Below are 24,630 nucleotides of genomic sequence, written 5' to 3'. Positions count from 1 at the left end.
GTTATCGTTAGTAGTGGCTCAAATCTAACGAATTCCGAACAATTCCTGCAGACGTCCGGCCACACCGTCCAGACGATCGGCCAGATCCAGAATGTCGTCCCCGGTCAGGATCGCTTCGGCCTGCATGATGCCGTCGGATGCCACCGGTGCCGGAACGCCTCCGAAGAGGAACATCTGCCCCTCCATCATCGGATCCTCGATATGCCGAAGTCCCGCGGCGCGATACTTTTCGACGATGGCCATGGCCCGATCGAGTTCATCGTGCAGGGTCCGTATCTCGTCTTCGAGTCCCTGCAGCTTGTCCTGGGCTTCGACGAAGCGCAGGGCCACGGGCTCCAGTTCGTCGAGCCGAGCTTCGAGGGCATCGCGTTCCAACGTGATACGCTCGACGTCGGCCGTATACTGGGCATTGACGGACGGTGCGTCGTCGTTCTGCGAACGCATGAGCAGCGTTTCCTGCAATTCCTGGAGTTCCTGGAGGAGCTGGGTACGGCCTTCGAGTTCGAGCCGTACCTGCATGAGCTGCTGGGCGATGGACGTATGGTCCTGTACCAGCGCCTCGGCCTCGGACAGGCGTTGACGAAGCTGCCCCAGTTCGGTATTCAGGTCTTCGATGGACGCCGCGTAGGCATCGCGCTGGCGGATGATCTCCCCACTCTCGTCGGCGGCTGCCCGCAACAGGCCCATCTGCTCGTCCCGCAAGGACAGTTCCGTGCGGAGGTAGCGGACTTCCTCCTCAGCGGCCTTGACCTGCGTCGCGGACGTCGTATTACGTGCCAGTGCGTCGCGCAATTGCCCGATCTCCGTTTCCAGCTCGATGATCGACGACGACTGGACGTCCCGCCGCGTGAGTTCGGCCTTGAGTCGTTGGATTTCTTCTTCTGCCATGCGTAGTAGTCCGATCTGCTCTTCGCGGGCCTCGAGATCGCCCTTCAACTGCTTGATCTCGTCTTCGGCCCGATCGATGCTGCGCTTGAGCTCTTCGTTATCGCTGTCGGGACGCTGGTCTCCGATACTCGGCAAGGCGCTCAATTCCTCACGGGCATCGCGCAACTCGCTCTCGAGTAGGGCGATGCGGTTCAGCAACGAACGTTCATTGTCCGCCAATGCCTCGACTCGTTCCAGCAATCCCTTGATGCGCCCTTCCAGCGAAGCGATCTCGGCCATGTACTGCTCTCGCTGCTGCTCGAGTTGTGTGGTGTCGACGACGGCGATTTCACGTACGACTTCCACTTCCTTCAGTACTTCGACTTCACGGACGACTTCGACAGGCTCTACCGACGCCAGTGCCTGCTCTGCAGCCGTAGCCCGATCGAGGAGGGAACGTTCGTTATCGGACAACGCTTCGACCCGTTCCAGCAACCCTCTGATGCGTCCTTCCAGGGCATCGATCTCGGCTATGTGTTCGGAGCGCTGCCGCTCGAGTTGCGTCGTGTCGACCACGGCGACTTCGCGCACGATTTCGACAGGTTCGACCGAAGCCAGCGCCTGTTCGGCGGTCGTAGCCCGATCCACAGCGGCCTGCATTTCCTCCCGCGCCATCTCGAGAGACACCTCGAGATCCAGAACCTTCGATTCCAGGTGCTGTATCCGTGCTTCGGCAGCGGGATCGGTACCTGCTGCCGCTTCGGCATCCTTCAGGGCCGACCGGAGAGCGTTCACCTGCGACTGCAGGATGGAATTCTCCTGCCGCAACGTCACGATCACGTCGGCCGACTTCCGCACCGTGTCCCAGAATCGTAGGACGGACGCCTCCAGTTCGGGTTGGGCCTTGTTGACCGCATCCTCTTCGAAGAGATTCTGCGGTTGCTGCTCGGGATTGGGTCGTGGGCTCATCAGGCGCTCTCCTGGTCCGTACCGCCGCGAACCGACGCTCCAAGTGTCGTAGCCGCGGCTGAAATAATGCTTCGAACGACGTCGTCGACGTCACCGTCGACGAGCGTGCGCTCGTCACTGCGGAACGTCAACGCGATACCGATACTCTTCCTTCCCTCGCCGAGCTGACGCACGTCACGGTAGACGTCGAAGACGTCCACTTCGCGCAGGAGCGTCGAGGACGACGAACGCACGACCTTCGCAATGTCTCCAGCCGTCACCGCATCGTCGACGACGAAGGCGACGTCCCGACGCATCGCCGGATACTGGCCAATGGCCGTATAGCTCTTCGTTCCCTGCTGCAACGTACGTATTCCGATTTCGGCGGCATGGACGGGTCTGTCGAGGTCCAGTTGCGCACAAAGCGCGGTAGAGACCTGACCGATATGACCGATGACCGCACCGCGTACCACGACGTTCAGCACGTTGACCGACCATATCGTCGATGCTTCCGCAGGACGGAAGACGACGTTGTCGATACCACACCGTTCGAGCATGGTCCGCACGGTACCGATGACATCGTAGAGATCGGCCGGGCGGTCCTTGGCACTCCAGTGCCGCTCGGCCAGGCCTGTCCACAACAAAGCCAGACGTTCTTCCTCACGAACGCGCAGTTCCTCCTTGCCATCGGCGAAGAATACCTTCCCCGCTTCGAACAGACGGATGGACTCTGCTCCATGACGATGATTGAGCGCAGCCGAAGCCAGCAGCGACGTCATCATCGACGTCCGCATGGCGCTGTTCTCGCGGCCGAGCGCATTCTTCAGCATCACCACGTCCCCACCACCGGCCTGGGCCAGCTCGGGCGACGTCTGCACCAGCGTATAGCACTCGCTGAATCCCATGTCCGCCAGCGTCGTCCGCAACCTGCGCGTCAACGGCGCGGGTTTGAGATCCGCCCGAAGACCGCCACCGGACATGACCACACGCGCATGGGTCGCCGCGGGGATGTTGTCCAGTCCGACCAGCCGAGCCACTTCCTCGCAGATGTCGATCTCTTCATGCAGATCGACCCGCCACGACGGCACCGTCACCATGAACGACGATGCATCGGCATCGCCGATCTCGCATCCGATGGATGTACAGATCGACCGTATCGATGCGTCGTCGACGTCGATACCGTTCATCGAACGCATACGTTCGTTGCGGACGCGGAACGTCGGACGGACATACGGTTCGGGATAGACGTCGATCGTTTCGCCCGGCGTTCCACCGGCCAGCGAGCAGATCAGTTCCGTCGCTCGGTCCAGGGCACCGATGATGTTCTCGATATCCACGCCGCGTTCGAATCGGTAGGACGCGTCGCTGGAAATACCCAGCGCCTTCGCCGTCCTGCGGATACTGCTCGGATTGAAACAGGCGCTTTCGATCACGATATCCGTCGTCGCCTCGTCGATCTCCGAGTTCTCTCCGCCCATCACGCCGGCGATGGCCACCGGGCGTTCGGCGTCGCAGATCATCAGCATATCGCCACGTAATGTGCGCGACTTCGAGTCGAGTGTGACGAAGTCCTCCCCATCCATGGCACGGCGCACGATGATCGTACCGCCCTTCAACTTCCCGGCGTCGAAGGCATGCAGCGGCTGACCGCATTCCATCAGCACGTAGTTGGTGACGTCGACGACGACGTTACGTGGACGCAGGCCCACGGCCGTCAGCCGATCCTTCATCCATTGGGGAGATTCCTGCACCTTCACGCCGCGGATCGTGCGAATCGCATATCGCGGGCAGAGTTCCTTATCCACGGCCTGTACCGTTGCATCCGCTCCGGGTTGCGCTGCGATAGGCCCGACCTTGTACGACGTCGTGTGGGGATCCTCGCGCATCGCCGCCTTCAGTTCGCGGGCGATACCGATATGGGACAGACAGTCTGCGCGATTCGGCGTCACGGCCATGTCGTAGATCACGTCGTTACGTCCGATCACCTCGGCCAGTGGCAGGCCTATCGGCGTATCAGCGGGCAGCACCCAGATTCCATCGTGATCTTCACCAAGGTTCAGCTCGGCCTTCGAGCAGATCATGCCTTGCGACTCCACGCCCCGCAGCTTGCGGCGGGCGATCACGAAGCCGCCGTTCGGCACCACGGCACCATCGATAGCCACGGCCACGACCTGTCCGGCCGCCACGTTCGGCGCCCCGCAGACGATCGTACGGTCCGCGCCCTCGCCGACGTCGACCGTACAGACGCTCAACTTGTCGGCATTCGGATGCTGGATACGTTCTTTGACGAAGCCGGTCAGGAATCCTTCGAGAGCCTTGGCCTGGTCGTCGATGTGTTCCACTTCGATTCCCAGATCGGTCAACACCTGACCGATACGGGACGGCGGCCACGCGACCGGGTCCAGTTCCACGAATTCCTGCAACCAGCGATGAGAAATGTTCATTTGAAGCTAATTCTACGTGAATACGGGCAAATATAATGGTGTCAACGAGCTACGGGGCATCGCTAGTTTTGCACACGATGGTGGTGACAACGACCGTTTTCATCGGTCGAAGCGGCCAAATCATTTTACCGTTTGGTGATCTCGAAGAAAGCCGTATATTTGTAATCCCTACCGCGGGGTGGAGCAATTGGTAGCTCGTCGGGCTCATAACCCGAAGGTTGTAGGTTCAAGTCCTGCCCCCGCTACAACGGAAAAGAAAGCCCTCGAATACAGATGTGTTCGAGGGCTTTTTGTATTGAATTCTTCCCGATACCCCGATACTAGACAGGGTTAGATCGTTCTACAGCTACGAGGATGCTATACTGCTAATACAAGCATCGAACAGTACTTTGGATTTCGTAGGGTTCTTAAAGACTACAGCAGGAAAATTGTCCGGGTATTCTTGGGTTAACTTCTGCGTAATCAATAGTATGGCCCTTTTGACTTCTGTTGCTATCGCTACACTGTGGCCAGCCGCAATAAACTCTGGGTCGGCAAGATTCTGGGTAATCTTGAGCCTTGTAAACACTACGGAAGCAAGTAGCCGATTTCCGTGTATGAGAACACCATATTGTTTCCCACTCCGCTTATCTATCTCTTTTACCATTCTTCTAAGCTCCATATCGATCAGTCGTTGTATTTGGACTGCATGATAGACCCTCAACGACGACGTATTTGGATTAAACAATCTCTTATAAGGACCTTTGTCTAGATCTGCCCAGAATCGACCTATTTCTTTCTTTGCCGTAACAGCAAGGTTAGGGTCGCTAGATGAACAGGCCAAGGCTATTGTCGCTTCCTCTAGATCAAACGATTTATCCGTAGGCTTATAGCCTTCTGATCGTGCGATGTGATAGTCAATCCCATCCATCTGCAACTCGAGGCGTATCCTCTGTTGTTCTTTTTCCTGTGATACAAAGTCACGAGCTTCAATTCTATTCTGTGTATTGTTTGACCGAGTAATCAACTCTTCATACTCATCAGCAGTATCCTGCAAAGAAATAATGCGAATTGGCACGCTGACGTGACTAAGATTTTCCCCAGCATAACGTCCGATACTACTAACAGTTTGCGCACCATTGACAACATGGACGCCATTCGCTCGGAAGCTTCCGACATCACGATTTGCTCCACCGGCAATAGTCTTCTCTATCGACTTAGCTGTCACAGTGATTCCGTTGTTGAAGTACCAGAAGTCCATCGGGCGTTCATGAATAGTAGATATGATTTGACTATTGACCTCAGTGTTCCCCAATGAGCTACGAAGGTTCTTTGCAAAGAGCAGGTTTCCGAACTTCTTCCACCAGTTTGCAACTTCACTTCCTGGTACTGTACCATAGTATGCGGCATATGGAGTTTCAATTTTTCCCCAGGACGAAAGGGTAACATCCAATGAAATACCTCCTCCAGAAGCGCTCTCGGCCATAAGTGCATAGACCTTATCTTGACCAAGATTTTCGAATACAGCTATTTCTGAGGCATCATTAAGTTCATTGAGTAGATCCGTTATGGAACGCTGTGCGTGGATCGCCAACTCTGTTCTTCCGGTATGTACTAAGACCAACTTGATCTGACAACCAAAAGTGGAGAGCGCATGTTCAATGCTATCTTGGCGCTGTTGCAGGCGAGTATTGAATCGATCAAATTCCGAGTTCACTAAATCTCTTACCCCACGACAGAATTTCAAGACCTCAGCACTACTAGGTTCTGCTTTGCCATCTTTAATCCATTTTGATTGTACCAATACAATCGTATTCTGGCTTTCTGAATAGAACACTGCGTCAAGACCATTGTCATCTGAACCATCAATGATTGAATTAGCAGCATCGATCTCTGAACAATCTGTAACAGCTTGGACCGCGAATGATGCCAGACAGCGAGTTAACACCTTGTCTGCAATGTTAGGGTCACCTTCACTAAGCTCATCCCGGGCAATTAAGGTGCTATATGCTTGCTGTACCCGGCGTTTAATCTGATTGAGATGAGTGACACTCATTCCTAGACTCCATACTTGTGGATGTAATCAAATCCGTGTTTGTTGTGTATTGTTCGCACAACCTATCGTCAAGCTTATCGTTACCTTGCAGGCGGTCTGTTACTCATCCTCCCACATACCCCATCGCCGCCTTCGCAAATGCCTTCCACTTGTCCTTGTGGACGTACGGCACCTGTACCCATTCCTTCATCGCACGCCCCTTACCGGACGGATCGAAGAGGATGGCGCCTTTCAATGCGATGGCCGTTTCGTGGTCCTTGCCCGTGAGCTTGAAGACCATGCACCGCTCGAACAGACACATGAAGGCCTTGCCACCGATCTTGAAACAGGGCTTGCCGAACATCTGACTGCGTTCTGCCCCCGTGAACGATTGGCCAATCTCGAGGTAGAGTTGTTCTTCCTTGTCCATACTTCCTCCGTAGTATTGCTCACGGAAAATACGTGGAAGTTCTGTCGCAGAAGCAGTTCTCCCAACGATATCGCATCAGACTATCGTTTCGTTGAGATTAGGAAGTACACCTTGCCATTACAGCTCGAAGACCCATCCAGACTATAGTACAGCGGGCGGTTGTAGTCCCCACCTTCCCAAGGATAGGCCATCGTGAGGTTAATCGCTCCCATACTTTGATAGTCGGTGGAATCGTCGTCGGAATCATTGTCACGAACATAGCCCATGATCCTGAACGACTCCCCGTGCACTCGCGGTATCGAGAACGATATGGTCTTGTTGATCGGAATGGCTTCACCGTCACCACCCTGTACATAGTCATTCCACCGACGTTCCACGGGACTGCCGAGCCTGTTGCCTTTCCTGTCGAAGACCTCGAACCGGTAGTAGAAATCCCCATCACCGGCCGTACCGAAATCACAATCCTTGCCGATCTCCAACGATGAGAATGTGATGTCGAAGTTCTGCCGGACGTTCGGATCCATCTCCCACTTCGGTATGCTGTACTCCACACTTTGCCCGAGTAGTACGGGCGAGAGATCATACAGGTGTCGTAAGGTGTACGATATCGGCATTCCGGGATTGGTCGGACTGTACTGCGCTTCTCTGCGAATCAGTGCGTTCACTTCGCCGATGGATTGAAGCGTGATCGCCTTCGCTGCGCCTTGTGCCGAACCGCCGAATACAAGAGCCTGGAAGCTATAGGTCGTATTCTCGTCGAGGTTGGTGAATTCGACCTGTCCCGAAACCATACGGTATCCGGCTTTCAGGGTATTCTCGAGCTTCTCCGACGACGTCGTCGCCGTGACCTTGATCAGGAATATCCGCCCATAACTCACAGTCGATATATAACACGGCGGATTGCCCTCGCCGATGAATGGTTGGAGATCGGCTACCGGAACGGAGCTGTCGAAGCCGGGCTTATCCGATGAAACGGTGAAATAGACTTGCTTCAGGTAGAGAAGTACTGAACTACGTTTCGTGCTGCGTTCCTCCGTGAACTCATTCCCGATGTTGCCCACCAGCCAGTCGACATTCAGTCCGAGCTTCATGAATGCCGATTCCTTCGAGTGGATAACGCTATACTGATACACCATCTGTGCGGCAGAAGGTTTGGAGTCGACGGCCAGTCGCTGAATAGCATCATTGACTGACGCCTTCGTCGGGCTGCCGACTTGCATCGACGTACCGTTGTCCAACGTCAGAACGATTTCCTTCTTCCTCCCCTCGATCGGTGTGAGTCTGCCCTGCTGCAGTTCCTTCCCCTGAACGATCGCGCCCGGATACAGGACATCAGCATACTTTCCGAACGAGCCGATCTCCTCGAACCGTGCGGAAAGACGACGCTTGCTCGATGTGGACACATATCGTTCTCCATCTTCTTCGAGCATGTCGGCGGCCGTTCCAACTTCGGTTTCCTGCGACGGCGGCGCTTCCGGCAGACGTCCAGCCCTTGCGATCAGTTCACTCACTGTTTTCGGGGGATCCGGCGTAGTCGTACCTTCCTTCCCACAGGACGACAACAAACAGAGTACTGCGATCAACGCTACTGTATTCTTCATAGTTCTTCGATAACCGGATGATTGACCAACTTGACACGATATGTATGATGCATTCTCCGCAAACCTAATTCGCAGAGCACCCAATATCCTCCCCGCAACCTGGTATTTCAAACCCGATTTCACGGAAGCAGCTATTTCATTCACCCGAATCGATGTTTCGTCAGTCCATAGCAAATGAGACTTTCTCTTGCTTCGACTGAACACTGTTTAGTATATTCGCGTCGTTAATTTCAAGGAAGTCGGTACACAATGGGCATCGCAGAACGGAAACAACGCGAAAAGCAGGAGATGCGCGACCTGATCCTCGAGGCAGCGACGGAGATGTTCATTTCCGATGGCTTCGAGAAGACGTCGATACGGAACATCGCCGAAAGTATCGAATACAGTCCGGCGACGATCTACCTGTACTTCGCGGACAAGGACGAGCTCTTCCACGCCATCCACGAGAGCGGCTTCAGGATGCTGATCGACTCCTTCCAGTCCGTGTCGTCCATCGCCGATCCGATGGAACGCCTCGCGGCCCTGGGCAAGGTCTACATCCACTTCGGCATCCAGAATCCGGAGTTCTACGATCTGATGTTCATCATGCGGGCGCCGATCTCGACGATCGAACGCGCCGGTGAATGGAAGTGCGGCATGGAAGCTTTCGAATTCCTCCATGCCATCATCCGCGAGTGCCTGGAACAGGACCTTCTGAACGTCGACGATCAGCCGAGCCCGGCGATCTCGATGATGGTCTGGAGCGTGGTTCACGGACTGGTTTCCCTCCACGTACGCCAACGCATGAAGATCGTCGGCATGAAGTATCAGCGACTTCAGAACGACGATACGCCGGCTTCCGAACGGGTCGATCTTCCGACAACGGACGAAGAGGTCGAAGGCCTTCTGTTCGGCACGGTCGATATGTTCGTGAACGCCCTCCGCAAACGCAAGCGTAGCGGATGAGATAGGCATCTTCTCCATCTCCTAGCCACTCTTCACGAGTGGCTTTTTTCGGCCCTGATACTGAACAGTGTTTATAATATAATCGAAATCAACAATGAGAACAGTATTTACGGCGATAGCCGTTCTGCTCATGCTGTGGGGTCAGCTCCGGGACGCCAATGCACAGGAATCATCTATCCTGTCGGCCTACATCGACGAAGCGCTGCATGCGAACGACGCCGTACGACAGAGGGAACAGCTACTCGTGAAGGCTCACGCCGCCGAAGCCGAAGCGGAAGGAATGCTCTACCCGCGTGCCGACGTCCTGGCGAGCTATCTCCGGGCCGGAGGTGGACGGACGATCGACATGCCGATCGGAGATCTTCTGAATCCGGCTTATGCGGCATTGAACCAGTTGACGAACTCGAACCGCTTTCCGACGCTGCAGAACATGTCCGTACAACTCAATCCCGACAACTTCTACGATGCGAAGGTCCGCATCTCAGCACCACTCCTGAACATGGACGTGCGCTACAACCGCAGCATCAAGGAACGTCTGGCGGACGTGGCATCGTTCGACGTGAACGTCGTGAAACGCGAGCTCGTGAAGGACGTGAAGACGGCATACTTCCGGTGGATGCAGTCGCAGGACGCCGTCGGAATCCTGCAAAGCGCCCTCGTCCTGCTCGACGAGAACATCCGCGTGACACGCTCGCTGCTCAACAACGGCGCAGGCAATCGCACGGCCCTGGTCCGCGCCACGAACGAAGCGGAGAAGATCCGATCGGAACTGATCTCCGCCGAAGAAACGAAGGCGAATGCGGCCGCAGCCTTCAACGTCTTGTTGAACAGACCACTGGACGCTGCGATCGTCGCCGATACGATGCTCGCTCGTACGACGATGCAAACGGCCGAAGACAGCGGGCGTTCGATCGCCGGAGACGCAACGGCAGCCGTAGAACGACGCGAGGAAACGTCCGCACTGTCGTCATCGGTACAGGCGTTGGACGAAGCCCGTGGTCTGGCCGGCTCGCACTGGATTCCGAAGCTCAGCGGCTTCGTCGATCTCGGCTCGCAGGGATTCGACTTCCGCTTCGGTAATAAAACCCGATACTATATGGCAGGACTTTCCTTCGAATGGAATCTGTTCTCGGCCTTCTCGAACTCGCAGAAGGTACGTCAGACCGAAGCCGACCGTGCAGCGCTGATATCGCAACAAGGTGTGGTGAAGAATCAGCTCGCCCTGCAGTACTACGCAACCGCCCGTTCGCTCGCATCGGCACGAGCACGGCTCGCCTCTTCCCTCTCCCAGACCGATGCGTCGAAGCGGTTCTACGACGACATGCAACTGCTCTACCGTGAAGGCAAGGCCATCTACATCGAGCTGCTCGATGCGCAGAACGAGTTCATGACGGCCCGCCTGCGCGAATCCCTCGCACGTATGGACGTATTCATCCGCACGGCCGAACTGGAACGCGCCTCGGCATCCTATCCCCTTCATTGACCTCCAACGATCGCTCACGAATTCCTGTAATGAACATGAACCATCATTCCATCCTCGCATCGATGGCATTGGGCGCAGCCCTGATCGTCACCGCATGCTCACACGATACGGGCAAGGCCGCGGCAGGCCACCAGGCAGCAGCGCAATCCATCCCGGTCCATACCGCGCCCGTCGTCCATCAGACGACGACCGACGTCGACCCCATCACCGCATCCGGCCTCGTCGCATCGGAACTGGAGGCACGGCTGTCGTTCAAGACAGGTGGTATCATCCGCACCATCGATGTCCGCGAAGGTGAACGGGTACGAAAGGGACAGCTCCTGGCCACACTCGACCTGACGGAGATCGATGCCCAGGTCGGACAGGCGCAGGAGGCACTGGCGAAGACCGAACGCGACATGCACCGTGTCCGCAACCTCTATCGCGATTCCGTGGCGACACTCGAACAGATACAGAATGCCACGACGGCCTACGAGCTCGCTCAACGCACGTTGGAGATCGCACGCTACAACCGGTCCTTCTCCGAGATACGCGCCACGAACGATGGTGTGATCCTGAAGAAACTCTCGAACGAAGGCGAACTGACGGCACCCGGTACGCCGGTTCTCGTCCTCAACGGAACCGGACCACAGAACTGGAAGATCATTGTGTCCGTGCCCGACAAGGACTGGGTACGCCTGCGCGCAGGAGATCGTGCGACGGTAACGCTCGATGCATTCCCGGACAGGACGTTCGGAGCCACCATCACGACGGTCGGTCAGGGTGCCGATCCACGGTCCGGCCTGTATCAGGCGGAACTCCGTTTGACGGACGCTCCTCGTGAACTCGCCGCAGGACTGTTCGCCCGTGCGACGATCACACCGGCGACAGGTCAGGCATCGGCTATGGCCCTCGTTCCCATCGATGCCATCATCGAAGGGAACGGTTCCCAGGCCTTCGTCTTCGCAGCCGATAATGGCAAGGCACGCAGGGTCTCCATTCGTATCGACAGGATCCGTACGAACGACGTCTCCATCACAGGTCCGCTCGACGGCGTCACGTCCGTCATCACGGGTGGTTCGGCCTACGTCACCGACGGCGCCACGATCCGTGTGGTCCGCTGATATCGCCCTTCTCCATCATCCACTCCGCATATCCAATGAACATCACACGATTCTCGGTAGAGAACTATCGGTTCACCCTCGTCATGTTCATCGCCGTGCTGGCGCTGGGCATCACATCCCTCCTGACCATGCCCAGGAGCGAGGACCCCGACATCATCTCGCCCCAGTTCGCCATCGTCATCGTCTACCCCGGTACGACACCATCCGACATGGAACAGCTCGTCGTCGACCCCTTCGAGAAGAAGATCAACGAACTCGACGACATCAAGCGCATCAAGACCGACATCAACGACGGCCTCGCTGTCATCCAGGTCGAATACAAGTTCGAATCGAATGCCGACGACAAGTATCAGGAAATCGTACGCGAAGTGAATTCCATCAGGAAGGACCTTCCCGCAGACATCAACAGCATCACCATTCGCAAGTTCACGCCGACGGACGTGAACATCCTCCAGTTCGCCCTGGTCAGCGAGAGCGTCCCTTATTCCGTATTGCAGCATCATGCCGACGAGTTGAAGGACAGGCTCGAGAAGGTACGTGGGCTGAAGAACATCGATGCACAGGGCTTCCCCGATCAGCAGGTGCAGGTAGAGCTGAACCTCGACAAGATGGCGCAGATGCACGTTCCGACGTCTGCCGTACTCGGTGCGCTCCAGAGCGAGAACGTCAACATGCCTGGTGGCAGTATCACGGCCGGAAACCGGAAGTTCAACGTGAAGACGAGCGGCGACTACGGCTCACTCGACGAGATAGCGGCGACGGTCATCGCCTCGACGGGAGGATCGATCGTTCGTCTTTCCGACGTGGCTTCGGTCACGATGGGGTACGAGGACGAGACGCACATCACACGTCTCGACGGCCACCGCTGCGTGTTCGTAACGGCCAGCCAGAAGAGCGGGCAGAACATCATCGATGTCCGCAAGGACGTGGAGCCGGTCATCCAGGACTTCCGATCCACCCTTCCGGCGTCGGTGGACTTCCTCACCGTCTTCGATCAGACGGAAAGCGTCTCAACACGTCTGCTACGCTTCGCCAAGGATTTCAGCATCGCCATCCTCCTCGTCCTGATCACTCTGCTTCCGCTCGGTTTCCGTGCTTCGGTCGTGGTGATGATCTCCATCCCCTTGTCCCTTTCCATCGGACTCACGCTGCTCAATCTCTTCGGATTCAACATCAACCAGTTATCCATCGTTGGCATGATCGTCGCCCTGGGTATCCTGGTCGACGACTCCATCGTCGTGGTCGAGAACATCGAACGATTCCTGCGCATGGGTGTGGAACGTACCAAGGCAGCCATCGGCGCCACCTCGCAGATATCCCTTGCGGTACTCGGCTGTACCGTTCTCCTCATGTTCGCCTTCCTGCCGCTGATGTTCCTGCCCGAAGCCGCAGGCGCCTTCATCCGCAGCCTGCCCATGGCCGTGATCACGACGGTCTTCGCATCGATGGTCGTATCGCTCACGGTGGTCCCCTTCCTCGCCAGTCACCTGCTCAGGAATCATGGCGTCGGCGAAGAGAACTTCTTCCTCCGTGGTCTGAAGAAGATCATCAGCGGCAGCTACAGCAAGGTGCTCGATGCCGCATTGCACCGTCCGAAGATGACCCTCGTCATCGCCTTCTCCATCTTCGCGGGAGCCATCGCCCTCGTCCCCGTCGTCGGCTTCAGTCTGTTCCCGAAGTCGGAGAAGCCGATGTTCCTCGTGAACATCGAGATGCCGAACGGTACGAATATCCATGCGACGAACGAGGTCACACGCGACGTGGAACGGGTGCTACGGTCGAAGGGATCGGTCATCCGGAACTTCTCTACCAACGTCGGCAAGGGAAATCCCCGCATTTACTACAACGTGACGCAGCGTAACGAGGCCGAGAACTTCGCCCAGATCTTCGTCCAGCTCCAGCCGGAGACCGGAACGAAGGAGAAGATCGCCGTCATCGACGACTTGCGCGAACGCCTGAACCATATCGCCGGGGTGAAGATCGAGGTCAAGGACTTCGAGCAGGGACCGCCGATCGATGCCCCTCTCGCCTATCGCATCTACGGTGAGGATCTGGATACGCTACGTGCTGTCGCAGCACGCATCGAAACATTGCTGAAACGGACCGGCGGCACGCTCTATGTGAACAACCCCCTCAGCGTCCAGCCTACCGATGCACGTATCCGCATCAACAAGGACAAGGCCGGCATGCTCGGTATTCCGACGGGAGAGATCGACAGGACGGTACGCCTCGGCATCGCAGGGCTGAACATCGGCACCTATCGCAACGGTAACGAGGACGAGATGAACATCAATGTCTCGATACCGCACAAGGGACCGACGGCCTCGTTCGATGTCTTCGATGCTCTCTACGTCCAGTCACTGACCGGCACGACGATTCCGCTCCGGAACGTCACCGACGTCGAGTTCGAGACGTCACCCAACCTGATACGGCACTACGACAAGGAACGCACGGTCACCGTCTCCTCGTTCCTGAAGACCGGCTACAACACGGCGCGTGTGAATGCGGCCATCGTCGAGCAACTCAGGACGTTCCCGTTTCCGACCGGTGTCCGCTATCAGGTCGCCGGAGAGCAGGAAAGCCGCAGCGAGAGCTTCTCCGGACTGGGCATCATCATCCTCGTGACGGTCTTCGGCTTCATCGCCGTCCTCATCCTCGAATTCAAGACGTTCAAGAGCATCGCCATCGTCCTGTCCGTGATTCCCCTCGGCATCATCGGTGCCGTGGCGGCACTCCTGCTTGCCGGCGAGACGTTCTCCTTCACGGCGACGATCGGTATGATCGCCCTCGTGGGAATCGAAGTGAAGAACTCGTTACTGCTGGTAGACTTCACGAATCAGCTTCGTGCCCAGGGCAAAGGCCTGATCGAGGCCATCCAGGAAGCGGGCGAAATACGGTTCGTGCCCATCGTCCTTACATCCCTCACGGCCATCGGCGGACTGTTGCCGCTGGTCATCGAATACAATCAGCTCTACTCTCCCCTGGCCATCGTCATCATCGGCGGGCTTGTCAGCTCCACCCTCCTGTCCCGTCTGGTGACGCCAGTCATGTACCTGCTTCTTCCTCCGGACGTCGAAGCTCGACCGGCCGAAGCGCCGCTCTCGGGGACGGTATGATACCCTGTGGAACCTCCGGACATCGATAGCTGGAACACTTTTTCATCATCAAAGTCGAAGACATCGACGACCGTCGAAATGTCACGTTCACATTCGCTGCAGGTGAAGCCATGTACATCGTCTGTCTGGCTATCATCCTCGTGTCGTCCTGTATGCTCACAGGATGCACGAAGAGAACGGAAGCCGATCGGAAGTTCGACGAGAATATCGCCGCGAAGAAAGACGCCATCGACGAGCAGGCTACCAGGGCCAAGGCGGAACTGGACCGTCAACGCGAGGCCTACTATGCCAGCGTCGACGAACACATGGTCCGCCTGAATGCCTATCTCGACTCACTCGAAACCGTCTATGGTCAGGCCAAAGGCGATGTGAAAGTCGAGATGCGCAAACGGATTTCAGAACTGTCGGCGGTACGCGATACCATGCGACATCGGTATATGGAGGTCCGGACGGCTTCGGAAGAAGCCTACCAGGATCTGAAACGACGCTTCGACTCATTGAAGGAACGGAATCGCTTCTGGGAACCGAACTACAACACGCAACCGAAGCCGGACAAGAATGCCGGTACGGGTGTGAAGCTGGCTCCCAACACCAACAAGAAGTGACATCCGGTGCATGCTGTACGGTCATCCCTTTCCGCACGAAGGGATGGCCGTCGGTGTTTATGGCCCGCTACTTCTTCATGAGACGTTTCGCTGAAGCGGCCAGGAGCTTTTCGAGCACGTTGATATCGATATCGCCAAGTCGCTTGACGTAGAGACATCCCATGCCGGTCGTGAACTTCCCGAGTTCCGACAGCAGATCGGCATGATGCTCGAATCCTTCGGTGAGATAGATGGTGAGCTTCTGCTTTCTCGGCGAGAAACCCATCACGAACCAGTCCCCTTCGCGCCCGCTCGCGTAGACATAGCGATAGTCGCCGAAGCCGACGATGGAAGGGCCCCACATCACCGGAGGGGACTTCGTGACCTTCGCCATCATGGACACGATGGTCCTGCAATCGTCGCGTTTGCCTTCATCCGCAACACTCCCGATGAAGGCTTCGGCGTTCATATCCGTCTTCTTCGTCTTGAGTTCAGCCATACGACCACTCCCGTTCATAGAAGTATCCGAACGTTCGCCTCGTCCTGCAGGCAAGATACTTCGATCGGAACCTGCTCTCCATCAATGAACGAGTCGGGCCGATTCCCGTGGCCGTGCTGAAATCACTCGAAAGACCGGATACCGATCTTCATCGTACTGCCTTCGACGGTCGAAACCAGGAAGCTGCGGTCGTCGATCACGGCCGGCACCACTCCATCAGGAAAGTGGAGATCTCGCGGCTGCAGGCGCTTCCCGTCGATCGTACCCCGGTACAGCCCGTAACTGATGGTATAGGGCTTGACCGACGCCGTATCACCGAACGTATAGTTGTTGTAGATGGCGACGATACGATCTCCGGAACAATCGTAGTCCACGATGAAAGATCGCTGGTTGTATGCCTCGTCGATCTTCTTCCGGCTTTCACCGTATGGGAAGTCATTCCGGTACGTTCGCCAGACCGTAGTGTCGAGACTCAATGGATACTGTTCGACGGTTCGTCCACGACCATCGAGCAGGCTGATACGCGGAATGAGATTCTGCCATTCGTATAGCTGTCCACCCGGTCCACGGCGATACAGGGCATAATTCAATCCACTCCATTTCCTTGTCCGGTATTCGGGTTCGGCGCTCCGGAACGGCCTGCATTCCGTACCGTTGACGGCCATGATGCGGATGTTGGTGTCGCTCGCCGTCAGCCGTTCGCACCTGTTGACGCTGAACGTGTTCGCGATGATACCGTTCCGGTCCGTATCGTAGAACATCCATGTCGAGATATTGACCGTCGTATCGGACGAGCATCCGCGATAGTAGTCCAGCGTCGTGAACGTATCCTTCACGACATCGTAGGTCATCACCTTGCGGTAGTCGTCGTAGGCATTGCAGGGAACGAGAAGAAGCGAGTCCCGTATCGCCCAACTGGCAGACAGCAATCCGATCATCGGGTCCTTGACGACCGAGTCGATGCGCATCTGCCTGCTCTCTCCCGTCCTGACATCGGTACGGACCATCACGAGCGAATGCTGCAGCATCGTGTAGATCACACCATGCTTCCGATCGTAGATATGCTCCCGTCGTCCGGCACTCGGGGCATAGGTTCCGAGATCCACCGTATAGGAGGCCTGCTCCCGTCCAGACATTCCGTTCCCTCGTCCGGCCGACGATCCGCCTTCGTCCGACAGAATCGCCGCGAGGATCATTTCAGCCGTCATCTGGCCTCCGGACTTGTCCACGGCAAGCACCTTGCCATCCTTGCCGAGTGCGATGTAGAACGATTCCTTCGATGCCGATACTTTATCCCTGTACAAACCGAGCTCGTCCGCAATGACGGCGCTGGCCGAGGGCCACTGTTCACGATATCGCTCCGCCCCTTCGTTGTCGAGGCCAAGAACGAAGACCTTGAAGTCGATCTTCATCGACCGCCTCAGATCCGTAACGATGCCACCCACGGACTGCATGCAGAGGTTGCATGCGGCGACATCGGTATAGAGATAGATGCTGGCCGCTGCTTCGTTCGAGGATCGGAGCATGCGGACCTTGCTTCCGACTTCAGGCAATCCTTCACCGGCATGGCACACCGTGATCGTCAGGAATATGGCCCAGATCGAGATGTACAGGATCTTCCAGTTCACGAACACTCCGGATCTATATCGATGGATACAATGACGTGCCCGCACCCACAGTCGGGAGCGGACACGCCGTGTCGCTTCGCTTCGTCGATGTTCTTATGGCATGAACAGTACCGTATAACCGCCGTTCACGTCGGTCGCGATACCGCTGATATTGATGACACGTCCGTTGAGGAGCGGATATGTCGGGCTATTGTCGATCGTTACCGTCGTCGTCGGGGGGAACGTGATAGCCCTGTTGGCCAACGGTATCGTGACAGGGCCGGTAATACGCGGGACCGTTCCCGTCATGTCCGTATAGGGCACCTGAAGGATGAGTCCCCCGCCACCTCCACCGCTCGGGGCGATGATAGACTCGGTCACGACCGTTTTCGTAATGGTGATCGTGCATCCCGTACCCGAGGAATTGCAGTCGGGAAGTCCCGTTCCACCGTCATAGCGCTGTACCGTCATCGTCGTCACCGTCGTCGTTTTGTCGGCATGGGCTGCCGACAGGATGCCCAGGAGGCATACTCCGAGAACGGCGGCAGAACGGATGATTCGTCGCATACTCATTACTCCGGAATGATTGAGGGATGAAACAACCAGGATCAAGGAAGGAAGGACACGGTGTATCCACCGTTGACGTTCGTCGGGATACCGCTGATGTCGATGATACGACCGTTGAGGAGCGGATAGCTTGGGCTATTATCGATCGTCACGGTCGTCGTTGCCGGAAAGATGATGGCACGATTGACGACGGGAACCGGTACGGGGCCGGTGCCGCGTACCACTTCGCCCGTCATGTTCGTATTGAGGACCTGAAGGATGAAGCCGCCACCACTGGGCGAGATGATCGAACCGGTCTCCGTCGTCGTCGTCACCGTAACGGTACATCCGGAGCCGGAAAACTCGCAATCGGGCGTACCCCATCCGGCATCGTACCGCTGGACGGTCTTGGTCGTCGTCGTCGTCGTCTTGTCGGCGTGTGCCGTGGACATGGCACCGATAAGGCAGATGCCGAGCATCGCGGCATATCTGGTCAGTCGTCGCATACTCACTACTCCGAAAAATAGAATGGATAAGAAAGAGTATCCCACGACATCGAGTACTCCTAACCGGTATGGAGCCCCCGACGCCCGGATACGAACGATATCGAAAGAAGAAGATCCGTCCTCCATGCCCGGTCACTACAACGGACAACGATGCGGTCATGTTTCTGCACTACGAAGCGAATATAGACGGACACGATGAGCACAAGCAAGGAGAATCGATGTGCCAATGTTTCGGCAACAGGAAATACCGGTTACCGGGGACGTCCGGCACTCTCCTCCTGCTTCTCAGTAACCATGGCTCCATCCATCACGCGACAACCTGCTCCATCGCCAGTCCTTGTTCACGTTATGGAAGGAAGGATACGGAATACCCGCCGTTGACGTCTGTCGCGATACCGCTGATATTGATGATACGACCGTTGAGGAAGGGATAGGATGGACTGTCGTCGATCGTTACCGTCGTCGTCGGGGGAAGGGTGACAGCGCGATTGACCAGAGGCTTGGTAACCGGTCCCGTACCACGTGGTACGACACCGACCATATCCGTATTCGCAACGTGAAGAATGAAGCCTCCTCCACTTGGGGCGATGACCGAACCCTTTTCCTGCGTTCTCGTTATCGTGACGGTACATCCCGTACCCGAGGACTCACAATCCGGCAGACCGAATCCGTTATCGTAGCGCTCGACCGTTATCGTCGTCGTCGTGGTCGTTTTGTCTGCATGAGCCACAGAAACCACCCCAACCATGCAAATGGCAAGAATCGCCATTGAGTGAACTATCCGTCGCATACGCACTACTCCAGTAAGAAATGTAAGAATATGGGACCTCCGTCTCCGACCCTTTACCGGTATGGAGTATCGGATACTTCGGCCTATCTATCACGGGAAGGAAACCTTACAGGGCGAACCAGGCACTACATTCAGCGGACCACAACCTTGCACTACGAATGCAAATTATACTACAATATCGAAGGCAAGCAAGAACAATTTGCCGATTCTCACCCGATACGAACGAATACCGACAAGCAGGTAGTATCGGGAAGCGAGGACTGACGGAGAAGCCATCTCCATCGTTCAACGACGCTTCCCGCACGATCGTCATAGCCTTGTCAGTAGCCTGTCGGTTGCTTGTTCTTCTTGCGCCATTCGAGGATGGGTTTGAACGGACCGTACTTGTGCTGTTCCTGGGTGAACGGATCGGAGTACGGGCCATCGCAATAATCGACGGGTTTATCGACCTGAACGGGATAGTCGTCATCCAGCTCGGTATGCGGACGTTGGTGAAGCTTGTCGTCGTTGATATAGGAGGCGACGTCTTGCGCTTCCTCGTCGGTCAGGACAGGCTTGTCCCAGCGTGCGAGATCGAAGGGCATATTGTACTTGATGAACTGCGCGCTCTTGATGAGCCGGTGCATGCTCGATCCGGGCTGATACGACTCCTTGCCCCATACCGGAGGATAGACGTAGGACTTTCCGTCCTCCTTCAGTACGCCCTGGCCGTCATCTCCGTGGCAGCGCATGCAGTGGCGGGTGTATATGTCACGTCCTTTATGCGGGTCGGCCGGACGGTTCAACAGTACGATTTCCTTGAGCTGATCGCCAGGAACGTGACCGCCGACGGGAACTCCGGCACTGAGCCACTTCATGTAGGCAAGAATAGCGACCATTTCCTTGCTGTCCAGCGGCATCGGCGTGCCGTTCATCGGACGCTCGATGCAGTTATTGACGCGATCACCGAGCGTCAGGATGCGTCCTTCACGTCCTCTGTATTGAGGGTATCGCGCGTGTGCGGAGAAGAAGTTCAGACCGTAGGGTCGGGTACCTGCATCGAGATGGCAGTTCTGGCAACCGAGCCCGTTGTTCCCGAACTTGCCGACCGTTCCTTTCGGACCGAGGTAGTACGGGAAGTTGACGATGAGTTCACGTCCGTAGCGGATCATCTCCCCGGTCGGGCCACTCGGAATGGTGGACGTATCCGGTGCAGTGTGAAGAGGTATCGCCGTTGCGGCGACTGTCGGTTCTTCCTGCCGATCAGCCGGCGGTTGACACGAGGCTATGGCCATCACGATGACGGCGAGATACAGGATGTTACGACGCATGAATCGTCCTGCCCTTGACGTTGGTTATACTCTGCTCCCCTGTGCAGGATCAATAACCCACGACCATGATTTTGGTTTCACCTTCAGATATTTTTCCGGCGGCGGAACGGTTCGACGATCTGTCCGAGGAAGCTGTCCGGATATCGCTCCACGCCGTCGAAGCCGAGCGGAATGTCCCGGCCGTTCACCGGGATATACGCCGTTCCGAACAGGTAGTCCCACAAGGAAAGCGAGAGGCCGTAGTTCACGCCCTTCACGTCGTGCGGAAGCTCTTTCGCATGATGCCAGATATGCATCTGCGGCGAGTTGAAGATGTACTTCAGAGGTCCTATCGGAAGGGAAAGATTCGCATGGTTGAGATGGCCGATGGCCAGGGCGAAGATATGGACCGCGAAGAAGTCCTTCAGTCCGAAGCCGATCAATGCGAGCGGAAGATACTCCAGCACGCGATAGACGACGGTTTCCATCCAGTGGAATCGCAGATGGGCCGCGAATCCCATCTGCTCGACGCTATGGTGTACCATGTGGAACCGCCATAGCCAGGGCACCGCATGGAGAAGTCGATGGACATTCCATTGGATGAAGTCCCTTACGACGAACAGGATGAGAAGCTGCGACCACCACGGCAAACCGCGCACGTCGATGATGTCGAATTCGTTGATTCCGAGCAGCGATGCGGCACCCGAGCGAACGAAATAGACGACGACGTTCGAAATGGCGGCATAGCCGATCAGGGAAAAGACGAAGAAGTTGAAGAACATGTACCAGGCGTCGAGCCAGAAGTCCTTGCGGACGATTGCCTGCTTCTTCCGCCATGGAACGACGATTTCCAGGCCCCAGACGACGAGCGAGACGCCAATCAGCCAGTAGAAGTAGTTGTTCCACGATGGCGTCGTGATCTCATACCACAGGTAGTTCGCGTATCCCAGATAGGCATTGACGACGATATCGACGATCTCTGTCATGTGCGCTTCGATCCGTAGGATTACTTGCCTTTCCTGCCGCCAGAGGATTTCGGAATGACGACGGGTTGACCTTTCTCCGCCCATGCCTTGTATCCACCGAGCATGTCATGGGCATTGGTAAAACCGTTCTTCTTCATCATTTCCAGCGTCGCTGCACTCCTGCGTCCGGTTGCACAGTAGACGACGATCTGTTTCTTCCTGCTGAGCTTCTTCACCCTGCTCTCGAACTTGTCCGAATAGAAGTCGATCCATACGGCATTGGCGAGATGTCCAGCTGCATATTCATCGGCCTTGCGCACGTCGAGGACGATGACGTTCTTCCTGTCGATCATCTTCCGCGCCTGTTCCACGGTGACGTCACCGGTATCCCCTGCGAAGGCCTTCGCAACGACGACGAGCAATGCGATCATCACTGCGACATAGTGCTTCTTCCCCATGATCAGCTCACAGTATGTGGTTGGTGCGACGTCATGGCCCGACGTCAAGTCGTCAATATACGAATCCGGTCCTTCGACGTATCCGAACCATGATTATCGCTCTTCCGGGACCGAACATAGTGTCCTATTTCCATAACTTCGGCAGCATGAATGCCTGCCTGCAGCGAAATACCCCGCCTCTCCTCGTCGTCCTTTGTTTCGTCGCGTCCATCGGCCTGTCGGCCCAGGACCTGCGATGGAATCTGAGTGACGACAGCAGCCAGTACGTCAAGCTCTCGATGATGGCGCAGTTCTGGGCACGATACAACGAGAGCAATCCGGGAACGGTGCAACAGGGAGAGCCCGCTGCCACCACGTTCGACATCGGCATCCGCAGGGCACGGATCCAGTGCTACGCCCAGATCACGGAGAGAGCATCCCTCTTCCTCCACTACGGCTTCAACAACTACAACACGAACTTCGCCATCGGAGGAAATCGCAGGCTTCAGGCTTTCTTCCACGACGTCTTCGGAGAGTATCGTGTGTCGGAACGTAACGAACTCAAGCTCGGCATGGGGCTGACCTTCGTCAATGGCCTCTCGCGATTCTCGCAGCCTGCGGTGATCGCCATCGCCACGACCGACATTCCCGTCTTCGGCCAGGCGACGGTGGAACAGATCGATGTCTTCGGACGGAAACTCAGCATGACTGCACGTGGACAGATCGGTCCGATCGACTACCGCCTCGCATTGTCCGACCCCTTCCCCGTCACGTCGACGGGAAGTCCGCAGCCAGCCATCAATGCCACCGCGACGTTCGCGCAACAGGGACATCACCTGCAGAAACAGGCCTACGTGATCTGGCAGTTCCGTGATCATGAACCTCATACCATCGCCAATATGGCCGGATCGTACTTCGGCACACGCAAGGTCTTCAACGTCGCAGCGGGCGTGATGCATCAGCCGAATGCGATGTGGCGTACGGCCGGTGCCGATACGGTCTACGATGATCTGCTCCTCATCGCCGTGGAATCCCTGTACGATGCGCCGATCGATGCGTCAGGTACGACACTCAGCGCCTATGCGGGTGTCTTCCGCAACAACTACGGCAAGAACCATCTTCGATACAACGGCATCATGAACCCGGGGACGGGTACCGCGCCACAGTCGGGTTCCACGTTGCAACCGATCCCTAACGTGGGCGCTACATACGGTAACGCCTATCCGATCTACGGTACCGGTACGGTCGTCTACGGTCATTGTGGAGTACTGTTTCCGAAGATCATCGGCGAGGCCGGCATCATGCCGTACGTCAGCGCCTTCTTCGGCAACTACGACCGCCTCGGCAGTACGGTGGACGTCTATCGTCTGGGTGCATCACTGCTCATCGACGGTATACGGGCCCGGGTATCCGTCGACCTGGAGAACAGACCGACCTTCGGACTTCTTGCCAACGGAGCGGGTGAACGGCAGGAAACGATCGTCCGTGGCGAGCGGAAGAACCAGGTCGTTCTTCAGTACCAGATCAGCTTCTGACGCCGATACCGCCTCCGTACGACCCGGCGATGAGATTCGGAATACGATGCTTCCATAGTATACCGCACAGGTAATCAGCGCCGTTACCATCGCAGCCATCAGAACTGCGGAACGTGTTCGTACATCGACGTCCAGTCCGGTCGGATACTACGCTTGGTGAATGAACGGCCGTGGATCCTTCAGGCGCTTCCAGAGATAGGCAACGTAGGCCGCTCGACGTCTCGTTACATCGTCGGTATCGTGGTTCAGGAACTCGTCGGGTACGCAGTCGACGGCATGGATCAGGACATCACGGGTGAGAGTCTGCGCAAGGATCGGGTCCCACTCACGTACACGCTTCGCCCGCGATTCCAGCACATGGTGCTCCGGAGCACGGCGGCGCGGCGACTCTTCCGTCACGTTATTCCAGTTGTACTGGAACGGCAGCGACGCACCGTGATCGATCAACCAGAGCTTCTTCATCCACAGCAGAAGATTCGGATTGCGAGCCGTACGATCCATGTTCATCACCAGGGCATCGAGCCATACGATGCGCGACGCTATATCTTCATCGATCGAGGGAATGTCGTCGGGACGGATATCCCGGGCACCCTTCATGTAGTGGAATCCGAGATTGAGACCGCGGCTCGCATTCAGCAGATCTGCGAGCTCGTCGTTCTTGTCGTCGCTGACGACGTCATGTCCCAGCATGATGAGCCTGCGTTCCGGAACATCGAGGTCGAGCGCTTCGGCAAGCTCGGCAACGATGATTTCCGCGACGAGGGCCGACTTTCCCTGTGCCGTTCCGTGAAGCTTGACGAAGTACGGTCCTGCATCCGTATCGACGATCACGGGCATCGTGCTGCTCTTCCTCTCGGCGGCGAGCACACGATTCACATGCAGGGCCTCTACTTCAGGAAGCAGTCTTTTCATGGTAGTCGT

The 24,630-nt window shown here is 56.6% G+C and carries 20 protein-coding genes and 1 tRNA gene; 7 read left to right on the top strand and 14 right to left on the bottom strand.

Translation table 11 applies throughout. The annotated features are described in order from the left end of the window. Positions 1-24: 24 nt before the first annotated feature. Positions 25-1,836, bottom strand: a complete 1,812-nt coding sequence (locus BGO89_11540; protein ID OJX57128.1) for a hypothetical protein — start codon at positions 1,834-1,836, stop codon at positions 25-27. Continuing rightward, positions 1,836-4,259, bottom strand: coding sequence for a phenylalanine--tRNA ligase subunit beta (locus tag BGO89_11535; GenBank protein OJX57127.1), 2,424 nt, complete (start codon positions 4,257-4,259; stop codon positions 1,836-1,838). Before BGO89_11535 ends, BGO89_11540 begins: the two co-directional genes overlap by 1 nt. Positions 4,260-4,431: 172 nt before the next feature. Here BGO89_11535 and BGO89_11530 point away from each other — a divergent pair. Further along, positions 4,432-4,507 (top strand) — tRNA-Met (locus BGO89_11530). Between the two features lie 98 nt (positions 4,508-4,605). Here BGO89_11530 and BGO89_11525 read toward each other — a convergent pair. The 3 genes from BGO89_11525 to BGO89_11515 all read right to left on the bottom strand — a co-directional run bounded on the left by BGO89_11525 (position 4,606) and on the right by BGO89_11515 (position 8,214). Then, the gene (locus BGO89_11525; GenBank protein OJX57126.1) at positions 4,606-6,294 is read right to left on the bottom strand and encodes a hypothetical protein; all 1,689 of its coding nucleotides are present in this window, start codon (positions 6,292-6,294) and stop codon (positions 4,606-4,608) included. 103 nt (positions 6,295-6,397) lie between these two features. Further along, the gene (locus BGO89_11520; GenBank protein OJX57125.1) at positions 6,398-6,703 is read right to left on the bottom strand and encodes a hypothetical protein; all 306 of its coding nucleotides are present in this window, start codon (positions 6,701-6,703) and stop codon (positions 6,398-6,400) included. Positions 6,704-6,783: 80 nt separating this feature from the next. Continuing rightward, positions 6,784-8,214, bottom strand: coding sequence for a hypothetical protein (locus tag BGO89_11515; GenBank protein OJX57124.1), 1,431 nt, complete (start codon positions 8,212-8,214; stop codon positions 6,784-6,786). A 339-nt stretch (positions 8,215-8,553) separates the two neighbouring features. On the opposite strand from BGO89_11515, the gene BGO89_11510 reads away from it, so the two are divergent. From BGO89_11510 to BGO89_11490, 5 genes are all read left to right on the top strand, one after another. Continuing rightward, positions 8,554-9,249 (top strand): hypothetical protein, encoded by a 696-nt coding sequence (locus BGO89_11510; protein OJX57123.1) that lies wholly within the window; start codon positions 8,554-8,556, stop codon positions 9,247-9,249. 130 nt (positions 9,250-9,379) lie between these two features. Next, positions 9,380-10,732, top strand: coding sequence for a hypothetical protein (locus BGO89_11505; protein ID OJX57122.1), 1,353 nt, complete (start codon positions 9,380-9,382; stop codon positions 10,730-10,732). A 35-nt stretch (positions 10,733-10,767) separates the two neighbouring features. After that, positions 10,768-11,835 carry a hypothetical protein gene (locus BGO89_11500; protein OJX57373.1) on the top strand — a complete coding sequence of 356 codons (1,068 nt, stop codon included), beginning with the start codon at positions 10,768-10,770 and terminating at the stop codon, positions 11,833-11,835. 35 nt (positions 11,836-11,870) lie between these two features. Then, on the top strand, positions 11,871-14,951 hold the full coding sequence (locus tag BGO89_11495) for a multidrug transporter AcrB (GenBank protein OJX57121.1): 3,081 nt from the start codon (positions 11,871-11,873) through the stop codon (positions 14,949-14,951). A 110-nt stretch (positions 14,952-15,061) separates the two neighbouring features. Further along, positions 15,062-15,556, top strand: coding sequence for a hypothetical protein (locus BGO89_11490; protein ID OJX57120.1), 495 nt, complete (start codon positions 15,062-15,064; stop codon positions 15,554-15,556). A 67-nt stretch (positions 15,557-15,623) separates the two neighbouring features. Here the strand turns inward: BGO89_11490 and BGO89_11485 are convergent, their stop codons facing one another. The 8 genes from BGO89_11485 to BGO89_11450 form a co-directional block, all read right to left on the bottom strand. Next, positions 15,624-16,034, bottom strand: a complete 411-nt coding sequence (locus tag BGO89_11485) for a hypothetical protein (protein ID OJX57119.1) — start codon at positions 16,032-16,034, stop codon at positions 15,624-15,626. Between the two features lie 122 nt (positions 16,035-16,156). After that, positions 16,157-17,668, bottom strand: coding sequence for a hypothetical protein (locus tag BGO89_11480; protein ID OJX57118.1), 1,512 nt, complete (start codon positions 17,666-17,668; stop codon positions 16,157-16,159). 87 nt (positions 17,669-17,755) lie between these two features. After that, positions 17,756-18,214, bottom strand: coding sequence for a hypothetical protein (locus BGO89_11475; GenBank protein OJX57117.1), 459 nt, complete (start codon positions 18,212-18,214; stop codon positions 17,756-17,758). Positions 18,215-18,249: 35 nt separating this feature from the next. Next, positions 18,250-18,693 carry a hypothetical protein gene (locus tag BGO89_11470; GenBank protein ID OJX57116.1) on the bottom strand — a complete coding sequence of 148 codons (444 nt, stop codon included), beginning with the start codon at positions 18,691-18,693 and terminating at the stop codon, positions 18,250-18,252. 346 nt (positions 18,694-19,039) lie between these two features. Continuing rightward, the gene (locus BGO89_11465) at positions 19,040-19,423 is read right to left on the bottom strand and encodes a hypothetical protein (protein OJX57115.1); all 384 of its coding nucleotides are present in this window, start codon (positions 19,421-19,423) and stop codon (positions 19,040-19,042) included. A 380-nt stretch (positions 19,424-19,803) separates the two neighbouring features. Next, entirely contained in the window at positions 19,804-20,793 is a 990-nt protein-coding gene (locus tag BGO89_11460) for a hypothetical protein (protein OJX57114.1), read from the bottom strand. 83 nt (positions 20,794-20,876) lie between these two features. Further along, the gene (locus BGO89_11455) at positions 20,877-21,758 is read right to left on the bottom strand and encodes a hypothetical protein (GenBank protein ID OJX57113.1); all 882 of its coding nucleotides are present in this window, start codon (positions 21,756-21,758) and stop codon (positions 20,877-20,879) included. 20 nt (positions 21,759-21,778) lie between these two features. Next, on the bottom strand, positions 21,779-22,195 hold the full coding sequence (locus BGO89_11450; protein OJX57112.1) for a hypothetical protein: 417 nt from the start codon (positions 22,193-22,195) through the stop codon (positions 21,779-21,781). 89 nt (positions 22,196-22,284) lie between these two features. Here BGO89_11450 and BGO89_11445 point away from each other — a divergent pair, with 89 nt between their 5' ends. Beyond that, positions 22,285-23,709, top strand: a complete 1,425-nt coding sequence (locus BGO89_11445; protein OJX57111.1) for a hypothetical protein — start codon at positions 22,285-22,287, stop codon at positions 23,707-23,709. Positions 23,710-23,856: 147 nt separating this feature from the next. On the opposite strand, the gene BGO89_11440 is transcribed toward BGO89_11445, so the two are convergent. Then, entirely contained in the window at positions 23,857-24,621 is a 765-nt protein-coding gene (locus BGO89_11440) for a hypothetical protein (protein ID OJX57372.1), read from the bottom strand. Positions 24,622-24,630 lie beyond the last annotated feature (9 nt).

It is taken from the genome of Candidatus Kapaibacterium thiocyanatum (assembly GCA_001899175.1).
Classification (GTDB): Bacteria; Bacteroidota; Ignavibacteria; order Kapaibacteriales; family Kapaibacteriaceae; genus Kapaibacterium; species Kapaibacterium thiocyanatum.
Note: the sequence above shows the minus strand (reverse complement) of the source record. Positions and strands in the feature narration are given on the sequence as shown.